The organism is Streptomyces sp. NBC_00510, assembly GCA_036013505.1.
GTDB lineage: Bacteria > Actinomycetota > Actinomycetes > Streptomycetales > Streptomycetaceae > Actinacidiphila.
Genome location: CP107851.1, coordinates 7,975,093 through 7,991,959 on the forward strand (window position 1 = coordinate 7,975,093; position 16,867 = coordinate 7,991,959).

Consider the following 16,867-nt stretch of genomic DNA (forward strand, 5'->3'; position numbering starts at 1 on the left):
CCGCCGTCCGGGCCCGGTCCCGCGCCATGCGGACCGGAACTGACCGCAAGGCAGGCGAGCATGACGGCATGACGACGACATTCCGTGGCGTGGCCACCATCCGCTACCACGCACAGGACCTCGCGGCCGCCAAGGCCTGGTACACCGAACTGCTCGGCATCGAGCCCTACTTCGACACCCCGGACTACATCGAGTTCCGCCTCGGCGACCACAGCCAGGAGCTGGGCGTCTCCCGCACGCCCTCCGCGCCCGCCGGCGTCGTCGCCTACTGGCACGTCGACGACGTCGAGGCGGTCTGGGAGCGGCTCCTCGCCCTGGGGGCCCGCCCGCACGAGGCACCGCGCGACTACGGCCACGGCTTCGTCGCCGGCGCGGCGCTCGACCCCTTCGGCAACCTGCTCGGCGTGATGTACAACCCGCACTTCGTGGAGGTGGCCGAGGTGACCGGCGGCGCCGGCCGGAGCGTCACCGGTGCGCCAGCGGGAGGGTGAACCAGACCGTCTTGCCGTCGCTGGACGGCCGGGTGCCCCAGCCCGTGGCCAGGGCCTCCACCAGCAGCAGACCGCGCCCCGACTCGTCGCCGAGTTCGGCCGGACGGCGCTGCGGGATGTGCGTGCTGTGGTCGGTGACCTCGACGGTGATCTCCCGGTCGGTACGGTGCAGCCGCAGCCGCAACGGCCCCTGGGCGTGCCGCACGGCGTTGGTGAGGACCTCCGAGGCCAGCAGGCAGGCGGCGTCCGAGATCTCCTCGCAGCCCCACTGCGCCAGGGTCCCGCGGACGAAGCCGCGCGCGTCGGCGACCGCCGAGGGGACGGCCGTGACCTCCATGGCGGTCGCGGCGAGCGGGGCCTCGGGCAGCCGGGCGAGCAGCAGGGTGACGTCGTCGGCGTGGCCGTCGGCGTCGGGGCGGAGCGAGGCCAGCACCGTGTCGGCGGCCTCCTCCAGCCCGGGGGAGCGGGCGAAGGCGGTGCGCAGCTCCGTGCCGAGCCGGCGGAGCTGTGCGTCGATGTCGGAGCGCGGCGTCTCGACCAGCCCGTCGGTGTACAGCACGAGCGTCGACCCGGCGGGGACGGGCAGGCACACCTGCTGGTGCGGCACGTCGCCGACGCCGAGCGGCACGCTGATCGGCGCGGGCAGTTCGCGCACGGCGGCCTCGGGGCCGGGATCCACCAGCAGCACCGGAAGATGGCCCGCAGAGCAGACCGTCACCTCGCCCGCGTCCGGGTCCACCACCAGGTAGCAGCAGGTGACGAGCTGGTCGGGCAGGTCGGTGACGAAGGCGTCGAGCGCCTGCATCAACTGCCGCGGGGGTATCCCGGTCTTGGCCAGCGCGCGGGCCGCCGACCGCAACTGCCCCATCACCGCGGCTGCCTCCAGGCCACGCCCCATCACATCGCCGATGAGCACACCCACCTGACCGCCGCCCAGCGGGATGAGGTCGAACCAGTCACCGCCGACGCCCGCGCCCTGCGTGGCGGGGAAGTAGCGGCTGGCGGTGCGCATGCCGGGCGGCTCGACCGGTGACCCCATGAGGCTGCGCTGCAGGGTCAGCGCGATGTGCCGCTGCTGCCGGTACAGCTCCGTCAGCTCCTCCTCGGCACGCTTGAGGTCGGCGATGTCGCGCACGATGGAGCAGGCGCCCACGATGGCCCCGTCGCGGTCGCGGATCGGCCAGAGGGTCACGTCCACGTCGAGCAGGTGCCCGGTGCTCGTCACCCGCAGCGTCTCGAAGTGCTCCACCCGCTCGCCCCGGCCGAGCCGCTCCAGCAGGGTCGCGATCTCCTCCTTCAGGTGCGCCGGGGCCAGCATGGACACGTGCCGGCCGATGGCCTCCTCCGCCGCGTAGCCGTACAGCCGCTGTGCCGCGGCGTTCCAGTAGGTGATGCGGCCGTCGAGGGTCTTGGCGAGGATCGCGTCCTGGGACGACTCGACGAGCACCGCCAGCTCGTTGATGCGCTCCTCGGCGGCCTTGCGCTCGCTGACGTCGCGCACCGCCGCGGAGATCAGCAGGCCGTCGGCGGTCTGCAGCGGACTCAGGCTGATCTCGACGGGGAACTCCCGGCCGTCCTTGCGCAGCCCGTACAGCTCCAGCCCGGCGCCCATCGGCCGTACCTGCTGGTTGTGCGCGTAGCCGTGCCGGTAGGCGGGGTGGTGGCCGCGGAAGCGATCGGGGACCAGCACCTCGACGGGGCGGCCCAGCAGTTCCTGCCGGGTGTGGCCGAACAGGGACTCGGTCTGGGCGTTGACCAGTCTGATGACACCGGTGCCGTCCACGATGACCATCGCGTCCGGGGCCGCCTCCAGCAGCGCGCGGAACATCTCCTCGGCGGCCGGGTCGCCGACCGCCGGGGCCGGCGTGTCGGTCCTGGTCTCGTGCATCGTGGTCCCCCTGTCCATCCGGGTCCGTTCGGGGCCGATTCCGGGACCGTAGGGCCTGGCGGCGGGCCGTGCCGGGGATGCGCCGAAACCGGTCCGGTTCGCCCGAATCCGCTCAATCCGCGATCTTCCCTGCCCCCTCCTGCGGCACGCGCGCTCCAGATCACGGCCCGTGTCGGACATCCCGTCGGCGTCCGGACCACCGGAAGAGGCCCCATCCGGCCCTAGCGGACCGTCATCGGGAGTGCCGAGTCTGGGAAGGAGAGGTCTCCCGTACCCGACGTTTCGGAGGAAGCCATGCACGACGAGGAGCTCCGTGCCCTCGACGCCCATTGGCGCGCCGCGAACTACCTGGCCGTCGGCCAGATCTACCTGATGGGCAATCCGCTCCTGGCCGAACCGCTCCGCCCCGAACACGTGAAACCACGGCTGCTCGGCCACTGGGGCACCTCGCCCGGCCTGAACCTCGTGTACACCCACCTCAACCGGGTGATCAAGGCCCGCGGGCAGCGGGAGCTCGCCGTCTGGGGCCCGGGGCACGGCGGCCCGGCCGTCCTGGCGAACGCGTGGCTGGAGGGCACGTACTCGCAGACCTACCCGGACGTCCCCCGTGACGCCGCGGGCATGGACCGGCTGTTCCGGCAGTTCTCCTTCCCCGGGGGCGTGCCGAGCCACGTCGCGCCGGAGACCCCCGGCTCGATCCACGAGGGCGGTGAGCTGGGCTACTCGCTCTCGCACGCCTACGGTGCCGCCTTCGACCACCCCGAACTCGTCGTCACCTGCGTCATCGGCGACGGCGAGGCCGAGACCGGGCCGCTCGCCGCGTCCTGGCACTCCAACAAGTTCCTCGACCCCGTCCACGACGGGGCCGTCCTGCCCGTGCTGCACCTGAACGGCTACAAGATCGCCAACCCGACCGTACTGGCCCGCATCCCGGAGGGCGAGCTCGACGAACTGCTGCGCGGCTACGGACACGAGCCGCTGCACGTCACCGGGGACGACCCGATGGCCGTGCACGCCGCGATGGCCGAGGCGATGGACACCGCCCTGGACCGCATCGCGCAGATCCAGGCCGCCGCCCGCGAGGGCGGGGAGAGCGGGCGCCCGCGCTGGCCCGTGATCGTGCTGCGCACGCCCAAGGGGTGGACCGGCCCGGCCGAGGTCGACGGCCTGCCCGTGGAGGGCACGTGGCGCGCCCACCAAGTGCCGTTGGCCGCGGTCCGCGACAACCCCCAGCACCTGCGGCAGCTCGAGCAGTGGATGCGCTCGTACCGGCCGCAGGAGCTGTTCGACGAGCACGGCGCGCCCACCGCCGCGGTGCTGGCCTGCGTCCCCGAGGGCGACCTGCGGCTCGGCGCCACCCCGTACGCCAACGGCGGGCTGCTGCTGCGCGACCTGCCCGTGCCGCCCCTGGAGCGGTTCGCCGTCGAGGTCGACAAGCCGGGCGTGACCCTGCACGAGCCCACCCGGATCCTCGGCGACCTGCTGGAACGCGTCATGGCCGACACCGCCGAGCGCCGCGACTTCCGGCTCGTCGGCCCCGACGAGACCGCCTCCAACCGGCTCCAGGCGGTCTACGAGGCCAGCGGCAAGGCCTGGCAGGCCGAGGTGCTCCCGGTCGACGAGAACCTCGACCGGCACGGCCGCGTCATGGAGATCCTGTCCGAGCACACCTGCCAGGGCTGGCTGGAGGGCTACCTCCTCACCGGCAGGCACGGGCTGTTCTCCTGCTACGAGGCCTTCGTCCACATCGTCGACTCCATGGTGAACCAGCACGTCAAGTGGCTGCGCACCACGCGGGCGCTGCCCTGGCGCCGCCCCATCGCCTCCCTGAACTACCTGCTGACCTCGCACGTGTGGCGGCAGGACCACAACGGCTTCTCCCACCAGGACCCCGGCTTCATCGACCACATCCTCAACAAGGCGCCCGAGGTCGTGCGGGTCTACCTGCCGCCGGACGCCAACACCCTGCTGTCGACCGCCGAGCACGTGCTGCACAGCCGCGACTACGTCAACGTGGTCGTCGCCGGCAAGCAGCCCTGCTTCGACTGGCTCGACCTCGACGCCGCCCGCGCCCACTGCGCCCGCGGCGCGGGAGTCTGGCAGTGGGCGGGCACCGAGGACGGCACCCGCGAACCGGACGTCGTCCTCGCCTGCGCGGGGGACGTGCCCACCCAGGAGGTGCTGGCCGCCGCCTCACTGATCCGCCGTCATCTGCCCGAGCTGGCCGTACGGGTGGTCAACGTGGTCGACCTCGCGCGGCTGGTGCCCAAGGACGAGCATCCGCACGGCATGGCGGACCCGGAGTACGACGCGCTCTTCACCCGCGACAAGCCGGTGATCTTCGCCTACCACGGCTACCCGTGGCTCATCCACCGGCTCGCCTACCGCCGCACCGGCCACGCCCACCTGCACGTGCGCGGCTACAAGGAGATCGGCACCACGACCACGCCCTTCGACATGGTCGTCCGCAACGACCTCGACCGCTTCCGGCTGGTCATGGACGTCATCGACCGCGTGCCGGGACTCGCGGTGCGGGCCGCGCCGGTACGCCAGCTGATGGAGGACGCCCGGCTGCGGCACCACGCGTGGATCCGCGAGCACGGCGTGGACCTGCCCGAGGTCACCGAGTGGACGTGGCCGGGACGGTGACCGGCTGACCCGCGGGCGACCGTCAGCCGTCCTTCACGGCGCGCCGCCCGCGGCCGACGCGGGCGGCGCGCCCTGCTCCGCCTCCCCGAACCGCGCCAGGACCAGTGCCCCCGCGATCGACAGCACGAAGCCGAGCACGGCGAGCGGGGCCCGGTCGTGCCGAGTGGAGTCCCCCAGCCACACCACCCCGAACAGCGCGGGCCACAGGGACTCGGTGATGACCATCGCCGCCGTCGCGGCGGTCACCGAGCCCGCCTGGAGGGCGTCGACGAGGAAGACGAAGCCGGTGATCCCCGAGATGACGACGGCGTACGTCGCCGGGTCCGCGAGCAGTTCGCCCACCTCGAACCCGATCAGCATCCGTACCGCGACCGCCACGACGCCGAAGCCGAGCCCCGCCACGGCGCCGAGCACCGCCGCCCTGCTCCGCGTCACACGGCGGTCCACGATCCGGCCGGCGACCGCCAGCACGACCGCCGTGACGAGGATCGCCAGCCGCAGCCGCAGGTCCCCCTCGCCCCCGCCGTCCCGGCCCGCGGAGACCGCCAGCACCGCGAGCCCGACGCACACCGCGCCGACCGCCGTCCACTCCGCCGCACGCAACCGCACCTTCAGCAGCACCGCCGCCACGACCGCGGTGACCGCGAGCGAGGACGCCAGCGCCGCCTCGACCACGAACAGCGCCAGGGACCGCAGCGCGACCAGCTCCGCCGCGAAGCCCAGCGCGTCCATCCCGACGCCCGCGACGAACGGCCAGCACCGCAGTGCCGCCAGCAGCGTCCGCGCGCCCGAGCACGGCGCCCCGGGCGAGCCGGCGGCGGCCCGGCGCGCGCCCATGGCCTGTATCACCGTCGCCGTCCCCATCAGGACGGCGGCACACAGAGCGAAGGCGATACCCGGTCCCATGCACGGACCGTAACGGCCGGAGGCGGGCGGCCGGTGCGACCGCCACGCGTCATCCCCTGCTCGCCGAAGGCGACGAGCAGCACGGCGACGCCGACCGCCAGCCGGGCGACGGAGTCCCCGGGCAGCCCCGGTGCAGACGCCCGCCGGCGGGCCGGTCACCCCATCGGAGGATCGGGAATGCCGCCTTTGCAGCGATATGCTCCCCGTGGGGCGATGGTTGACGACGTGCAAGGAGAAGGCAGTGGTGAAGAGTTGGCGCGCGGTGGCGGTCGTCCTGGTGCTTGCGGCGGCGGGGTTCCTGGTGTCCTGCGACGCGGGCGGCGACGGGGCACCCGGTGCCGACGTCACCGGCCGCGTCGTCCCCTCGGGGGAAGGGTCGCCCGGCGGCGCGACGGGCGGGTCCTCCCCGCACTCCTACGAGATCTCCGGCGCGAAGGCGCTCGACGTGCGCAATGAGAACGGCTCCGTGCGGATCACCGTGGGGAGCGGGCCGATGTCGGTGACCGAGACCCTGGAGTACGGCGCCGTGAAGCCGGCCACCCGTCATCGGGTCGAAGGCGGCACCCTGAGGCTGGTCGGCTCCGGGTGCGGGAACAGCCGGCCGTGCAAGGTCGACTACGTCGTCAGGGTGCCCCCCGCGACGCCCGTCACCGTCAGGGTGGACAACGGGGAGGTCGAGGCGGACGGCGTCACCGGCGCGGTCGACCTCGGCACGGGCAACGGCAGCGTCACCGGCACCGCGCTGGGCGCCCGCCGGGCGTCCCTGACGAGCGAGAACGGCACGGTCGAGGCGACCTTCGCGGTCGCACCGCAGGAGGTCACCACCACGACCGAGAACGGCATGGTCACCGTCACCGTGCCGCCCGGAACCGCCTACGACGTGCGGGCCCGGACCGGCGTCGGCATGAGGCAGGTGAGCGTGCCGACCGATCCGTCGTCGTCCCGCAGGATCACCGCCACCACCGAGAACGGCATGGTCACGGTGCAGACGGGCTGACCGCCCGCCCGGGGCGCCGGGCGGCGCGCCCCGGGACCGGTGACGGGTCAGCCGCGGACGGCCCCCTCGGTCGCGCCCGCGATGAAACCCCGGGCGAAGAGCGCGAAGACCAGCACCAGGGGTGCGGAGGCGATGAGCACGGCGGCCATCACGACGCTGTAGTCGGTGGAGCGGCCGACGTTGAGCTGGGCCAGGGCGACCTGGAGCGTGATGTGCTCGGGGTTGACCAGGGCGATCAGCGGCCAGACGTAGTCGTTCCAGGCGTTGACGAAGGCGTAGATGCCGAGGAACGCCAGCGCCGGGCGGATCATCGGCAGCACCACGTGCCAGTACTGGCGCAGGAAGCCGCAGCCGTCCATGCGGGCGGCGTCGAGGAGTTCGTCGGGGACGCCCCCGCTGACGTACTGGCGCAGCCAGAAGATGCCGAAGGCGTTGGCCAGCGCGGGCGGGATGAGCGCCTTGAGCGTGCCCAGCCAGCCCAGGTGCATCATGATCAGGTACTGCGGGATGATCGCCAGCTGCAGCGGCAGCATCATGAAGACGAGCAGCACCCCGAAGAGCCACTTGCGCCCGGGGAAGTCGAACTTGGCGAAGGCGAAGGCCGCGATCGAGTCGACGAGGAGCACGAGCACGGTCGAGACGCAGGCGACGGCCAGCGTGTTGAGCATCGAGCCGAAGAAGTCGATGCTGTCGAGCACCGTGCGGACGTTGTCCAGCAGGTGCGGGCCGAAGGAGACCTTGGGCGGCGTGCGGTAGATGTCGCGGGTGGTGTTGGTCGCCATGACGATCGTCCAGTAGAACGGGAAGACCGAGACGAGGACCGCGACGATCAGCACGAGGTGCGCGGTGAGCCCCTTGGGGCGCAGCGACCGTGTGGTGCGCGTCATGACTTCCTCCCGCGCTGTACGAGGCGCCAGTTGACGACGACGAGCACGAGGATGAGCACGAAGAACGCCCAGACGATGGCGGCCCCGTAGCCGAAGTCGTTGTTGGAGAACGCCGATTGGTAGAAGTAGAGCAAGGTGGTCAGACCCGCCTGGCCGGGGCCGCCGAGATTGGCGTTGGCCGCGTTGCTCCCGAAGAGGACCTGCGGCTCGGTGAAGCTCTGCAGGCCGTTGACGGTCGAGATGACGACCGTGAACAGGATGACCGGGCGCAGGATCGGGATCGTGATGCGCAGGAAGGTCCGCACCGGCCCGGCCCCGTCGATCCGCGCCGCCTCGTAGACCTCGCCGGGGATGGCCTGCATCCCCGCCAAGTAGATGATCATGTTGTACCCGGTCCACTGCCAGGTCATCAGCAGCGCGATGACCAGCTTGATGGTCCACGGATTGCTCATCCACTGGACCTCGGGCAGGCCGGCCATGTGCAGGATCGCGTTGACCAGGCCGAAGTTGTTGCTGAAGACCGCCCCGAAGAAGATCGCGATGGCGACGATCGAGGTGACGTTCGGCAGGAAGAGCGCGATCCGGTAGAAGGACTTGAAGCGCCGCACGGAGTTGAGCAGCGTGGCCAGCACCAGCGCCCCCAGGAGCGTCGGCACCGTCGACAGCACCCAGATGGCCAGGGTGTTGCGGATCGACAGCCAGAAGACCGGGTCGTCCATCAGGAAGCGGAACTGCTGCAACCCGACGAACTGCATCTCGCCGATGCCGTCCCAGCGGTGGAAGGCCAGGTAGAGCGAGTAGAACACCGGCCAGAGCATGAAGACGCCGAAGACCAGGTAGAACGGCGAGATCGCCAGGTACTGCGGCCAGAAGGACAGTGCACCGCGCCGGGCGGCCCGCGCCGCCGGCTGCGGCAGGTGGTGCGCGGGCGCGGAGCGGCGTGGACGCAGGCGCGGCCGCCCCGGGCCGCCGCCGGTGGCGTCCACCGCGACGGAGCCGGGGCCGGTGGTCGGAGGCGCCGCCATGTCAGCGCACGCCCTGCCGCTGCGCGATCTGCTTTGCCTGGGCCACGGCGTCCTTCCAGGCGTCGTCCGGCTTCTTGCCCTTGGTCTCGACGTTGGTCAGTTCGGTCTTGTACGTCGCCATCAGGGCCGCGTCCGCCGGGGCCTCGTAGGCCGCCGGGATCGCCTTGGCGGCCGGCCCGAAGACGTCGATGGTCTTCTGGCCGCCGAAGTACGGATCGCCGGCGGTCATCTGCGGCATCGCGTAGGCCGCGGGGGCGGCCGGGAAGATCGCGGCGTCGGCGAAGCCGCGGGCGTCGTTGGCGGGGCTCAGCAGCCAACTCACGACCTTGAAGGCCTGCTCGGGGTTGCGGCACTGGCGGGGCAGCGCCAGGAACGAGCCGCCGAGGTTGGACGGGCCGCCCGGCATCGGGGCCACGCGCCACTTGCCCTTGGAGTCGGGGGCGGCGGAGGAGATGTCCAGGGCGTGCCAGGCGGCGCCGAGTTCGGTCGCCAGCGTGCCCTTGGCGATGGCCGCGTTCCAGCTGTTGTCGTTGATCTTGGCGTCGAGCCCGAGCTCGTACGGCCGCACGGCCAGGTCCCAGGCGGCACGGATGTGGTCCTGGTCGCCGACGAAGTGGTTGCCGGTGTCGATGAAGCGCTGCGTGCCCTGGCCGACGGCGATGTCGAAGACCGCGCTCGCGCTGTTGATCAGCGACGCCGACGGCACCGCCTTGTGCAGCTCCCGGCCCGCGGCCAGCCAGTCGTCCCAGGTCTTGATCTGCGCCGCGACCTGCTCCGGCTCGGAGGGCAGCCCGGCCTGCTCGAAGAAGTCCGCGCGGTAGAACATCGCGGTGGGGCCGATGTCGATCGGGAAGCCGATCTGCCGGCCGTCCTCGCTGCGCGCCAGCTTGGTCTTCCACTCCAGGTACTGCGGGGCCACGTCCTTGAAGCCCAGGTCGTTGAGGTCCAGGAAGCGGTTGGCATTGGGCAGGAAGGAGGCCATGTCCTCGCCCTTGATGCCGGTGATGTCGGGCACGGACTGGCCCCCGGTCAGCGTCGTGAGCAGCTTCTGCTTGAAGTCGCCGCCTATCTGCGCGGACTTCAGGGTCACTTCGGTGAAGTGCGCCTCGGCGTCCTTGACAACCTTGTCACTCAGCCCGCCGCCCCAGTACCAGAGCGTGAGGTTCTTGCCGTTCCTGGTGCCGCCCGCTCCGCCGCCACCGCACGCGGCGGTGAGGCCGGCGGCCGCGGCGGTGAGCACGGTCGCCTGCAGGAATCGTCTGCGGGAAAGGTCCACGGGGTTCTCCTACTGCTCGGGCTGATCGGCGTGGTGCGGGCCGGCGGCGGTCGTCGCGGCGGCCGGCACGGTGTGGTCGAGGAAGGCGTAGGCGGAGCGCAGGTCGTCGTTGCCGGGGGAGTCGCGCACGGACCGCCACCAGCGGTCGACGGCGGCCACGTCCGGTGCGGCGGCGGCGCCACCGATCCGCCGCACGGACAGCGCGGCGACGAGGTTGGCGAAACGCAGCCGGTCGGCGAGCGGCCGGCCGGCCAGGGTGGCGGCGACCAGCCCGGCCCCGAAGACGTCGCCGGCGCCGGTGGTGTCGACGGCGTCCACCGGCAGTCCGGCCACCGACGCGCTCTCGCCCGTCGTGGAGTCCACCGCCAGCGCGCCCCCGGCGCCGTCGGTGACCACGGCGAGCGGTACCAGGTCGGCCAGCCGGGACAGCGCCGCCCGCGGGGTGCCGGTGCGGGTGTAGGCCATCGCCTCCTCGGCGTTGGGCATGAAGGCGTGGCACAGGGCGAGCTGTTCCAGCACCGCCGGGCTCCAGCGCTCCGAGGGGTCCCAGCCGACGTCGGCGAAGACTAGGGTGCCCGCCGCGTGCGCGCGCCCCACCCACTCCAGCGGCTCGGCGCCGATGTGGGCGATCGCGGCCCGGCTGGGCGGCGGTTCGCCGATCATCGCGTCCGGGCCGAGCGGCGGCTCCTGGCCGTGGGTGACCAGCGCCCGGTCGCCGTCGTACGCGAGCGAGACGGTCACCGGGGTCGGCCACCCGGCGAAGCGGCGCGAGCGGGAGAGGTCGACGCCCTCGGTGACGGACAGCTCGTGCCACAGGTGCGTGCCGAGCAGGTCCTCGCCGAAGGCCGCGGACAGCGACGTGCGCAGCCCCAGCCTGCTCAGCGCGACCGCGAAGTTGGCGATCCCGCCGGGGGACGTGCCCATGCCCTTGGTCCACACCTCGGCGCCCGGGGTGGGAGCCGAGGGGAGCCCGGTGAAACCCAGGTCGAAGAAGAGCAGCCCTGACAGGAAGACATCGGCTGCCTCCTCCCGGGTGCTGCCGGCGTGTGTCGACCGCGGCATTGCGACCTACCTCTCCAGGGGCACCGGCGCGGGGCGCCCGGTGCTTCGTGTCCCCCCGGTCCAGGCCCGGACGGGGGGACGCCCCGGCCTGAAGTAGGCAAGAGCTTGCATGCTGTGCAGTGGTTTGACAAGGGTCAATCACAAACCTGCTCGACTTTGATTGACTTTGCAGAGAGCCCGGGTAGGGTTCGTGTCATGCTCCCCGACCGACGACATGAGCTGATCCTCCGTGCGCTGCGGGCGGACGGCCCCACCTCGGTGACCGTGCTGGCCGAGCGGATCGGCGCCAGCCAGGCCACGATCCGCCGCGACCTCATCCAGCTCGAGGACGAGGGCCTGCTGAAGCGGGTCTACGGCGGTGCGGTCCCGCTGACCGGCGAGGACGACCCGTTCCCGGACGTCGCCGCCGTCCGCGTCGAGGCCAAGGACGCCATCGCCGTCCGCTGCGCCGAGATCATCAAGGACGGCGAGACCGTGCTGCTGGACATCGGGACCACCGCACTGCGGGTCGCCCGGCACCTGCGCGGCCGCTCGCTCACGGTGATCACCAGCAACCTCGCGGTCTACGAGGAGCTGCAGGACGAGAAGGACGTCCAGCTGGTGCTGCTCGGCGGGGTCGTGCGCCGCGAGTACCGCTCCCTGGTCGGCTTCCTCACCGAGGACAACCTGCGCCAGGTCCGGGCCGACCGGCTGGTCCTGGGCACCAGCGGCATCCGCCCGGGCGGGCAGATACTGGACACGACCGCCGTGGAGGTGCCCGTCAAACGGGCCATGATCGCGGCGAGCGACCAGGTGGTGCTCGCGGCGGACGCCGGGAAGTTCCCCGGCACCGGCATGGCCCGTGTGTGCGGGCCCGAGGACATCGACGTCGTGGTGACCAACGCCCCGGCGGACGCGACGACCCGGACCTCGCTGCGCGAGGCGGGGGTGGAGGTGGTCGAGGTATGAGGCTCACGATTCTCGGTGGTGGCGGCTTCCGCGTCCCGCTGGTCTACCGCGCCTTGCTGGAGGACCGTGCGGCGGGCCGCGTCACCCACGTGACCCTGCACGACCTGGACCCCGGACGCCTGGACGCCATCGTCCGGGTGCTGCGGCAGCAGGCGCAGGGATACCCCGACGCGCCCGGGGTCACCGTCACCACCGACCTCGACGCGGCCGTCACCGGCGCCGACTTCGTGTTCTCCGCGATCCGCGTCGGCGGCCTCGCCGGACGGGTCGTCGACGAGCGCGTCGCCCTCGACGAGGGCGTCCTCGGCCAGGAGACGGTCGGCCCCGGCGGCATCGCGTACGGGCTGCGCACCATCCCTGTCGCCGTCGACATCGCGCGCCGCATCGCGCGGCTGGCGCCCGACGCCTGGGTCATCAACTTCACCAACCCCGCCGGCATGGTCACCGAGGCCATGTCCCACCACCTCGGCGACCGCGTCATCGGCATCTGCGACTCGCCCGTCGGCCTCGGCAGGCGGGTGGCGCGCGCCCTGGGCGTCGACGCCGGCCGCGCCTGGTTCGACTACGCGGGCCTGAACCACCTCGGCTGGCTGCGGGCGGTGCGCGTGGACGGCGTCGACCTGCTCCCGCGCCTGCTGGCCGACGAGGCGGCGCTCACCTCCTTCGAGGAGGGCAAGCTCTTCGGCGCCGACTGGCTGCGCACCCTCGGCTCGGTGCCCAACGAGTACCTGAACTACTACTACTCCAACCGGGAGACCGTCGCCGCCGCGCGCGACGCCGAGCACACCCGCGGCGCCTTCCTCCTGGAGCAGCAGCAGCGCTTCTACGAGACGATGCGCGCCCCGGGCACCGAGCCCTTCGCGGCCTGGGACGCCACCCGCCTGGAGCGCGAGACCACCTACGGCGCCGACGTGCGGGAGGCCGCGGGAGCCGGCGAACGCGACTCGTGCGACCTGGAGTCCGGCGGCTACGAGAAGGTCGCCCTCGCCCTGATGCGGGCCATCGCCCTCGACGAGCGCACCACGCTGATCCTCAACGTCCGCAACCGCCGCGCCCTGGAGCCGCTCGACGCCGAGGCCGTCGTGGAGGTGCCCTGCCACGTGGACGCCAACGGCGCCCGCCCGATCGTCGGCGATCCGCTGCCCGGCCACGCCGTCGGCCTGGTCACCTCCGTCAAGGCCGTCGAGCGCGACGTCATCCGTGCCGCCACCACCGGCGAGCGCGCCGCCGCCCTGCGCGCCTTCGCGCTCCACCCGCTCGTCGACTCCGTCGCCGTCGCCCAGCGTCTGCTCGACGGCTACCGCAAGCACGTACCCGACCTCGCCTACCTCCGGGACTGAGGGGAACAGCACCCATGCACGACGACCGCAAGCAGGTCGAGGCGCGCCTCGACCGCGTCCTCGAACAGCGCATCCGCCCCGCGGTGTACGCCGCGTCGGTGCCGCTGACGCTCACCGCGTGGCACGTGGACGGCGAACCGGTGCCGGTGGGCGAGGCGCTGGCCGCCGGGTACGTGCCCTTCGCGGTCGGCGACCGCTGGGGCACCCCCTGGTCGACCAGCTGGATACGCGCCCAGGGCACCGTCCCCGCGGAATGGGCCGGCCGGCGCGTCGAGGCCGTCTTCGACCTCGGCTTCATCGGCGACTGGCCCGGCGGCCAGGCCGAGGCCCTGGTGCACGACGCCTCCGGCACCCCGGTCAAGGGCATCGAGCCGCGCAACCAGTACGTGCCCGTCGCGAACCCCGCGGCCGGCGGCGAGCCGGTGGAACTGCTGCTGGAGGCCGCCGCCAATCCCGACATCCTGGCCAAGGGCTTCCTGCCGACCCCGCTCGGCGACCGGCTCACCGCGCCCGCGGAACCGCTGTACACGATGGCCCGCGCGGACCTCGCCGTGCTCGACGAGGACGTGTGGCACCTCGTCCTCGACATCGAGGTCGCGGGCGAACTGATGCGTGAGCTGTCCACGGCCGAGCCGCGCCGCCACGAACTGCTGCGCGCCCTGGAGCGGATGCTCGACGCCCTCGACATCGCGGACGTCGCCGGCACCGCCGCCGCGGCCCGCGCGGAACTCGCCGGGGCGCTGTCCCGGCCCGCCCACGCCAGCGCCCACACGCTGTCCGCGGTCGGCCACGCCCACATCGACAGCGCATGGCTGTGGCCGCTGCGTGAGACCAAGCGCAAGACCGCCCGCACCTTCTCCAACGTCACCGCGCTCGCCGCCGACTACCCGGAGCTGGTCTTCGCCTGCTCCCAGGCCCAGCAGTACGCCTGGGTCAAGGAGCGCAACCCCGAGGTGTACCGCCGCATGCAGGAGGCGGCGAAGGCCGGCAACTGGGTGCCGGTCGGCGGCATGTGGGTGGAGGCCGACGGCAACCTGCCGGGCGGCGAGGCGATGGCCCGCCAGCTGATCCACGGCAAGCGCTTCTTCGCCGAGGAGTTCGGCGTCGAGTGCCGGGGTGTGTGGCTGCCCGACTCCTTCGGCTACACCGGCGCCTACCCGCAGATCGCCCGGCTGGCCGGGATGGACTGGTTCCTCACCCAGAAGATCTCGTGGAACCAGACGAACAAGATGCCGCACCACACCTTCTGGTGGGAGGGCATCGACGGGACCCGCATCTTCACGCACTTCCCGCCCGTCGACACCTACAACGCGGTGTTCTCCGGCGAGGAGATGGCCCACGCCGTGCGCAACTACGCCGACAAGGGCGGCGGCACGCGTTCCCTGGTCCCCTTCGGCCACGGTGACGGCGGGGGCGGCCCCACCCGCGAGATGCTGGAGAAGGCCCGGCGTCTGCGCGACCTGGAGGGCTCGGCCAAGGTCGTCGTCCAGGACCCGGACACCTTCTTCCGCGAGGCCCGGGAGGAGTACGAGGACGCCCCGGTGTGGTCCGGCGAGCTCTACCTGGAGCTGCACCGCGCCACCTACACCAGCCAGGCCCGCACCAAGTCCGGCAACCGGCGGGGCGAGCACCTGCTGCGCGAGGCCGAGCTGTGGGCCGCCACGGCCGCGCTGCGCGACCCCTCGTACGCCTACCCGTACGAGGACCTCGACCGGCTGTGGAAGACGGTCCTGCTCCACCAGTTCCACGACATCCTGCCCGGCTCCTCCATCGCCTGGGTGCACCGCGAGGCCGAGGCGACCTACGCCCGCCTGAAGGAGGAGCTGGAGGCGATCACCGCCACCGCCGCCGCGGTGGTGGCCGGCGACCCCGGCACGGGGCCGTCGGCGCCGTGGGTGTTCAACACCTCACCGCGGCCCCGGGCGGAGGTCGTCGCGGTGCCGGCGGCGCCGGACGGAGCCGGAGGCCAGCCGCTTGCCGACGGGCGGGTGGCGGTCTTCGCCGAGCTTCCGGCCTCCGGGGCGGGGCCGGTCGTGGCGGGTGAGCCGGGCGGCAAGGTGACCGTCACCGGCCGTGTCCTGGACAACGGGCTGGTCCGCGTCGAACTCGACGACGACGGGCTGCTCACCTCGGTGTTCGACCTGACCGCCGGCCGCGAGGTGCTCGCCCCCGGCGCGCGCGGCAACCTGCTGCGGCTCCACACCGACCTGCCCAACCAGTGGGACGCCTGGGACATCGACCGGCACTACCGCCGCCAGTACACCGACCTGACGGCCGCGGACGCGATCACCGTCGTGGAGGAGGGCCCGCTCGTCGGCGCCATCCGCGTCGAGCGGTCCTTCGGGGCCTCCCGCCTCGCGCAGACCGTACGGCTGCGCGCCGGCAGCCCGCGGATCGACTTCGAGACGGAGATCGACTGGCACGAGAGCGAGAAGATCCTCAAGGCGGCCTTCCCGCTGGACGTGCACGCCGACCGGAGCGCCGCCGAGATCCAGTTCGGGCACGTCTTCCGGCCCACGCACACCAACACCAGCTGGGACGCGGCCCGTTTCGAGGTCTTCTGCCACCGCTGGGTGCACGTCGCCGAGCCCGGGTACGGCGTGGCCGTGCTCAACGACTCGACCTACGGGCACGATGTCGGCCGCGCCTCCCGCGAGGACGGCGGCACCACCACGACGCTGCGGCTCAGCCTGGTCCGGGCGCCCCGCGTGCCCGATCCGCACGCCGACCAGGGCACGCACCGCATGACGTACGCGCTGCTGCCCGGCGCGGCCGTGGAGGACGCCGTGGCGGGCGGCTACGAGCTCAACCTGCCGCTGCGCGTCACCGCCGGGGCCGCGGGCGCCGGGCCGGCCGCGCCCCTGGTGACCCTCGACGGCACGCGGGCCGCGATCGAGGCGGTCAAGCTCGCCGACGACCGCTCCGGCGACGTGGTCGTCCGGCTGTACGAGTCGCTCGGCGGGCGCGCCGCGACCACCCTGCGCGCCTCGTTCCCGGTGGAGCGGGTGCAGGTGACCGACCTGCTGGAACGCCCGCTGGAGGGGGAGAGCGCGCAGCTCGGGCCCGACGGAGGGATCCGGGTGTCCCTGCGGCCGTTCCAGATCCTCACCCTGCGTCTGACGCCGCGCGCGTAGCCGCCCCACCGCCCGGAACGGTCCGGCCACCGGCCACCCGCCCGACCGTTCCGGGCCGTCCGGGGCGCGCGCACCACGCCCGCCCCGGACGACGTACCGCCCGGCCGTCACCCCCGTGCCGTCGCAGCGGACCCCCGTCCTCCCCGGCGCCGATCGCGCCGCACCGCGGGCCCCGACCCGCGGCCGCCGGGCCACCCCCGGCGACGCCGCCCCGGTCCTCGTCCCCACGCGGCCCGCCGTCACCGCGCCCCACCGCGAACCGAC

At 72.9% G+C, this 16,867-nt stretch carries 12 protein-coding genes; 6 read left to right on the forward strand and 6 right to left on the reverse strand.

Features of this window, described 5'->3' with window-relative positions; genetic code table 11:
- Positions 1-68 precede the first annotated feature (68 nt).
- Positions 69-491 carry a VOC family protein gene (locus OG937_36105; protein WUD76733.1) on the forward strand — a complete coding sequence of 141 codons (423 nt, stop codon included), beginning with the start codon at positions 69-71 and terminating at the stop codon, positions 489-491.
- Here OG937_36105 and OG937_36110 read toward each other — a convergent pair.
- Positions 466-2,379 carry an MEKHLA domain-containing protein gene (locus OG937_36110; protein WUD76734.1) on the reverse strand — a complete coding sequence of 638 codons (1,914 nt, stop codon included), beginning with the start codon at positions 2,377-2,379 and terminating at the stop codon, positions 466-468. The genes OG937_36105 and OG937_36110 overlap by 26 nt on opposite strands.
- Before the next feature lie 294 nt (positions 2,380-2,673).
- Here OG937_36110 and OG937_36115 point away from each other — a divergent pair, with 294 nt between their 5' ends.
- The gene (locus tag OG937_36115) at positions 2,674-5,028 is read left to right on the forward strand and encodes a phosphoketolase family protein (protein ID WUD76735.1); all 2,355 of its coding nucleotides are present in this window, start codon (positions 2,674-2,676) and stop codon (positions 5,026-5,028) included.
- A gap of 33 nt (positions 5,029-5,061) precedes the next feature.
- On the opposite strand, the gene OG937_36120 is transcribed toward OG937_36115, so the two are convergent.
- Positions 5,062-5,934 carry a hypothetical protein gene (locus OG937_36120; protein ID WUD76736.1) on the reverse strand — a complete coding sequence of 291 codons (873 nt, stop codon included), beginning with the start codon at positions 5,932-5,934 and terminating at the stop codon, positions 5,062-5,064.
- A 244-nt stretch (positions 5,935-6,178) separates the two neighbouring features.
- Between OG937_36120 and OG937_36125 the strand changes: the two genes are divergently transcribed.
- Positions 6,179-6,931, forward strand: coding sequence for a hypothetical protein (locus tag OG937_36125; protein WUD76737.1), 753 nt, complete (start codon positions 6,179-6,181; stop codon positions 6,929-6,931).
- A 47-nt stretch (positions 6,932-6,978) separates the two neighbouring features.
- Here OG937_36125 and OG937_36130 read toward each other — a convergent pair whose 3' ends face one another.
- From OG937_36130 to OG937_36145, 4 genes are read right to left on the reverse strand one after another with little or no spacing between them, the layout of a single operon-like run.
- Positions 6,979-7,818 carry a carbohydrate ABC transporter permease gene (locus OG937_36130; GenBank protein WUD76738.1) on the reverse strand — a complete coding sequence of 280 codons (840 nt, stop codon included), beginning with the start codon at positions 7,816-7,818 and terminating at the stop codon, positions 6,979-6,981.
- Positions 7,815-8,843 carry a sugar ABC transporter permease gene (locus tag OG937_36135; protein ID WUD76739.1) on the reverse strand — a complete coding sequence of 343 codons (1,029 nt, stop codon included), beginning with the start codon at positions 8,841-8,843 and terminating at the stop codon, positions 7,815-7,817. Before OG937_36135 ends, OG937_36130 begins: the two co-directional genes overlap by 4 nt.
- Before the next feature lies 1 nt (position 8,844).
- Positions 8,845-10,119 (reverse strand): extracellular solute-binding protein, encoded by a 1,275-nt coding sequence (locus OG937_36140; GenBank protein ID WUD76740.1) that lies wholly within the window; start codon positions 10,117-10,119, stop codon positions 8,845-8,847.
- 9 nt (positions 10,120-10,128) lie between these two features.
- Positions 10,129-11,181: a carbohydrate kinase family protein gene (locus OG937_36145; GenBank protein WUD76741.1), complete on the reverse strand. Its 1,053-nt coding sequence runs from the start codon at positions 11,179-11,181 to the stop codon at positions 10,129-10,131.
- A gap of 195 nt (positions 11,182-11,376) precedes the next feature.
- On the opposite strand from OG937_36145, the gene OG937_36150 reads away from it, so the two are divergent.
- The 3 genes from OG937_36150 to OG937_36160 are packed head-to-tail and all read left to right on the forward strand — an operon-like array spanning position 11,377 to position 16,603.
- Entirely contained in the window at positions 11,377-12,129 is a 753-nt protein-coding gene (locus OG937_36150; protein WUD76742.1) for a DeoR/GlpR family DNA-binding transcription regulator, read from the forward strand.
- Positions 12,126-13,469 (forward strand): 6-phospho-beta-glucosidase, encoded by a 1,344-nt coding sequence (locus OG937_36155; GenBank protein WUD76743.1) that lies wholly within the window; start codon positions 12,126-12,128, stop codon positions 13,467-13,469. The genes OG937_36150 and OG937_36155 overlap by 4 nt, the downstream gene beginning before the upstream one ends.
- 14 nt (positions 13,470-13,483) lie before the next feature.
- Positions 13,484-16,603, forward strand: a complete 3,120-nt coding sequence (locus tag OG937_36160) for a glycosyl hydrolase-related protein (protein ID WUD76744.1) — start codon at positions 13,484-13,486, stop codon at positions 16,601-16,603.
- Positions 16,604-16,867: the final 264 nt, after the last annotated feature.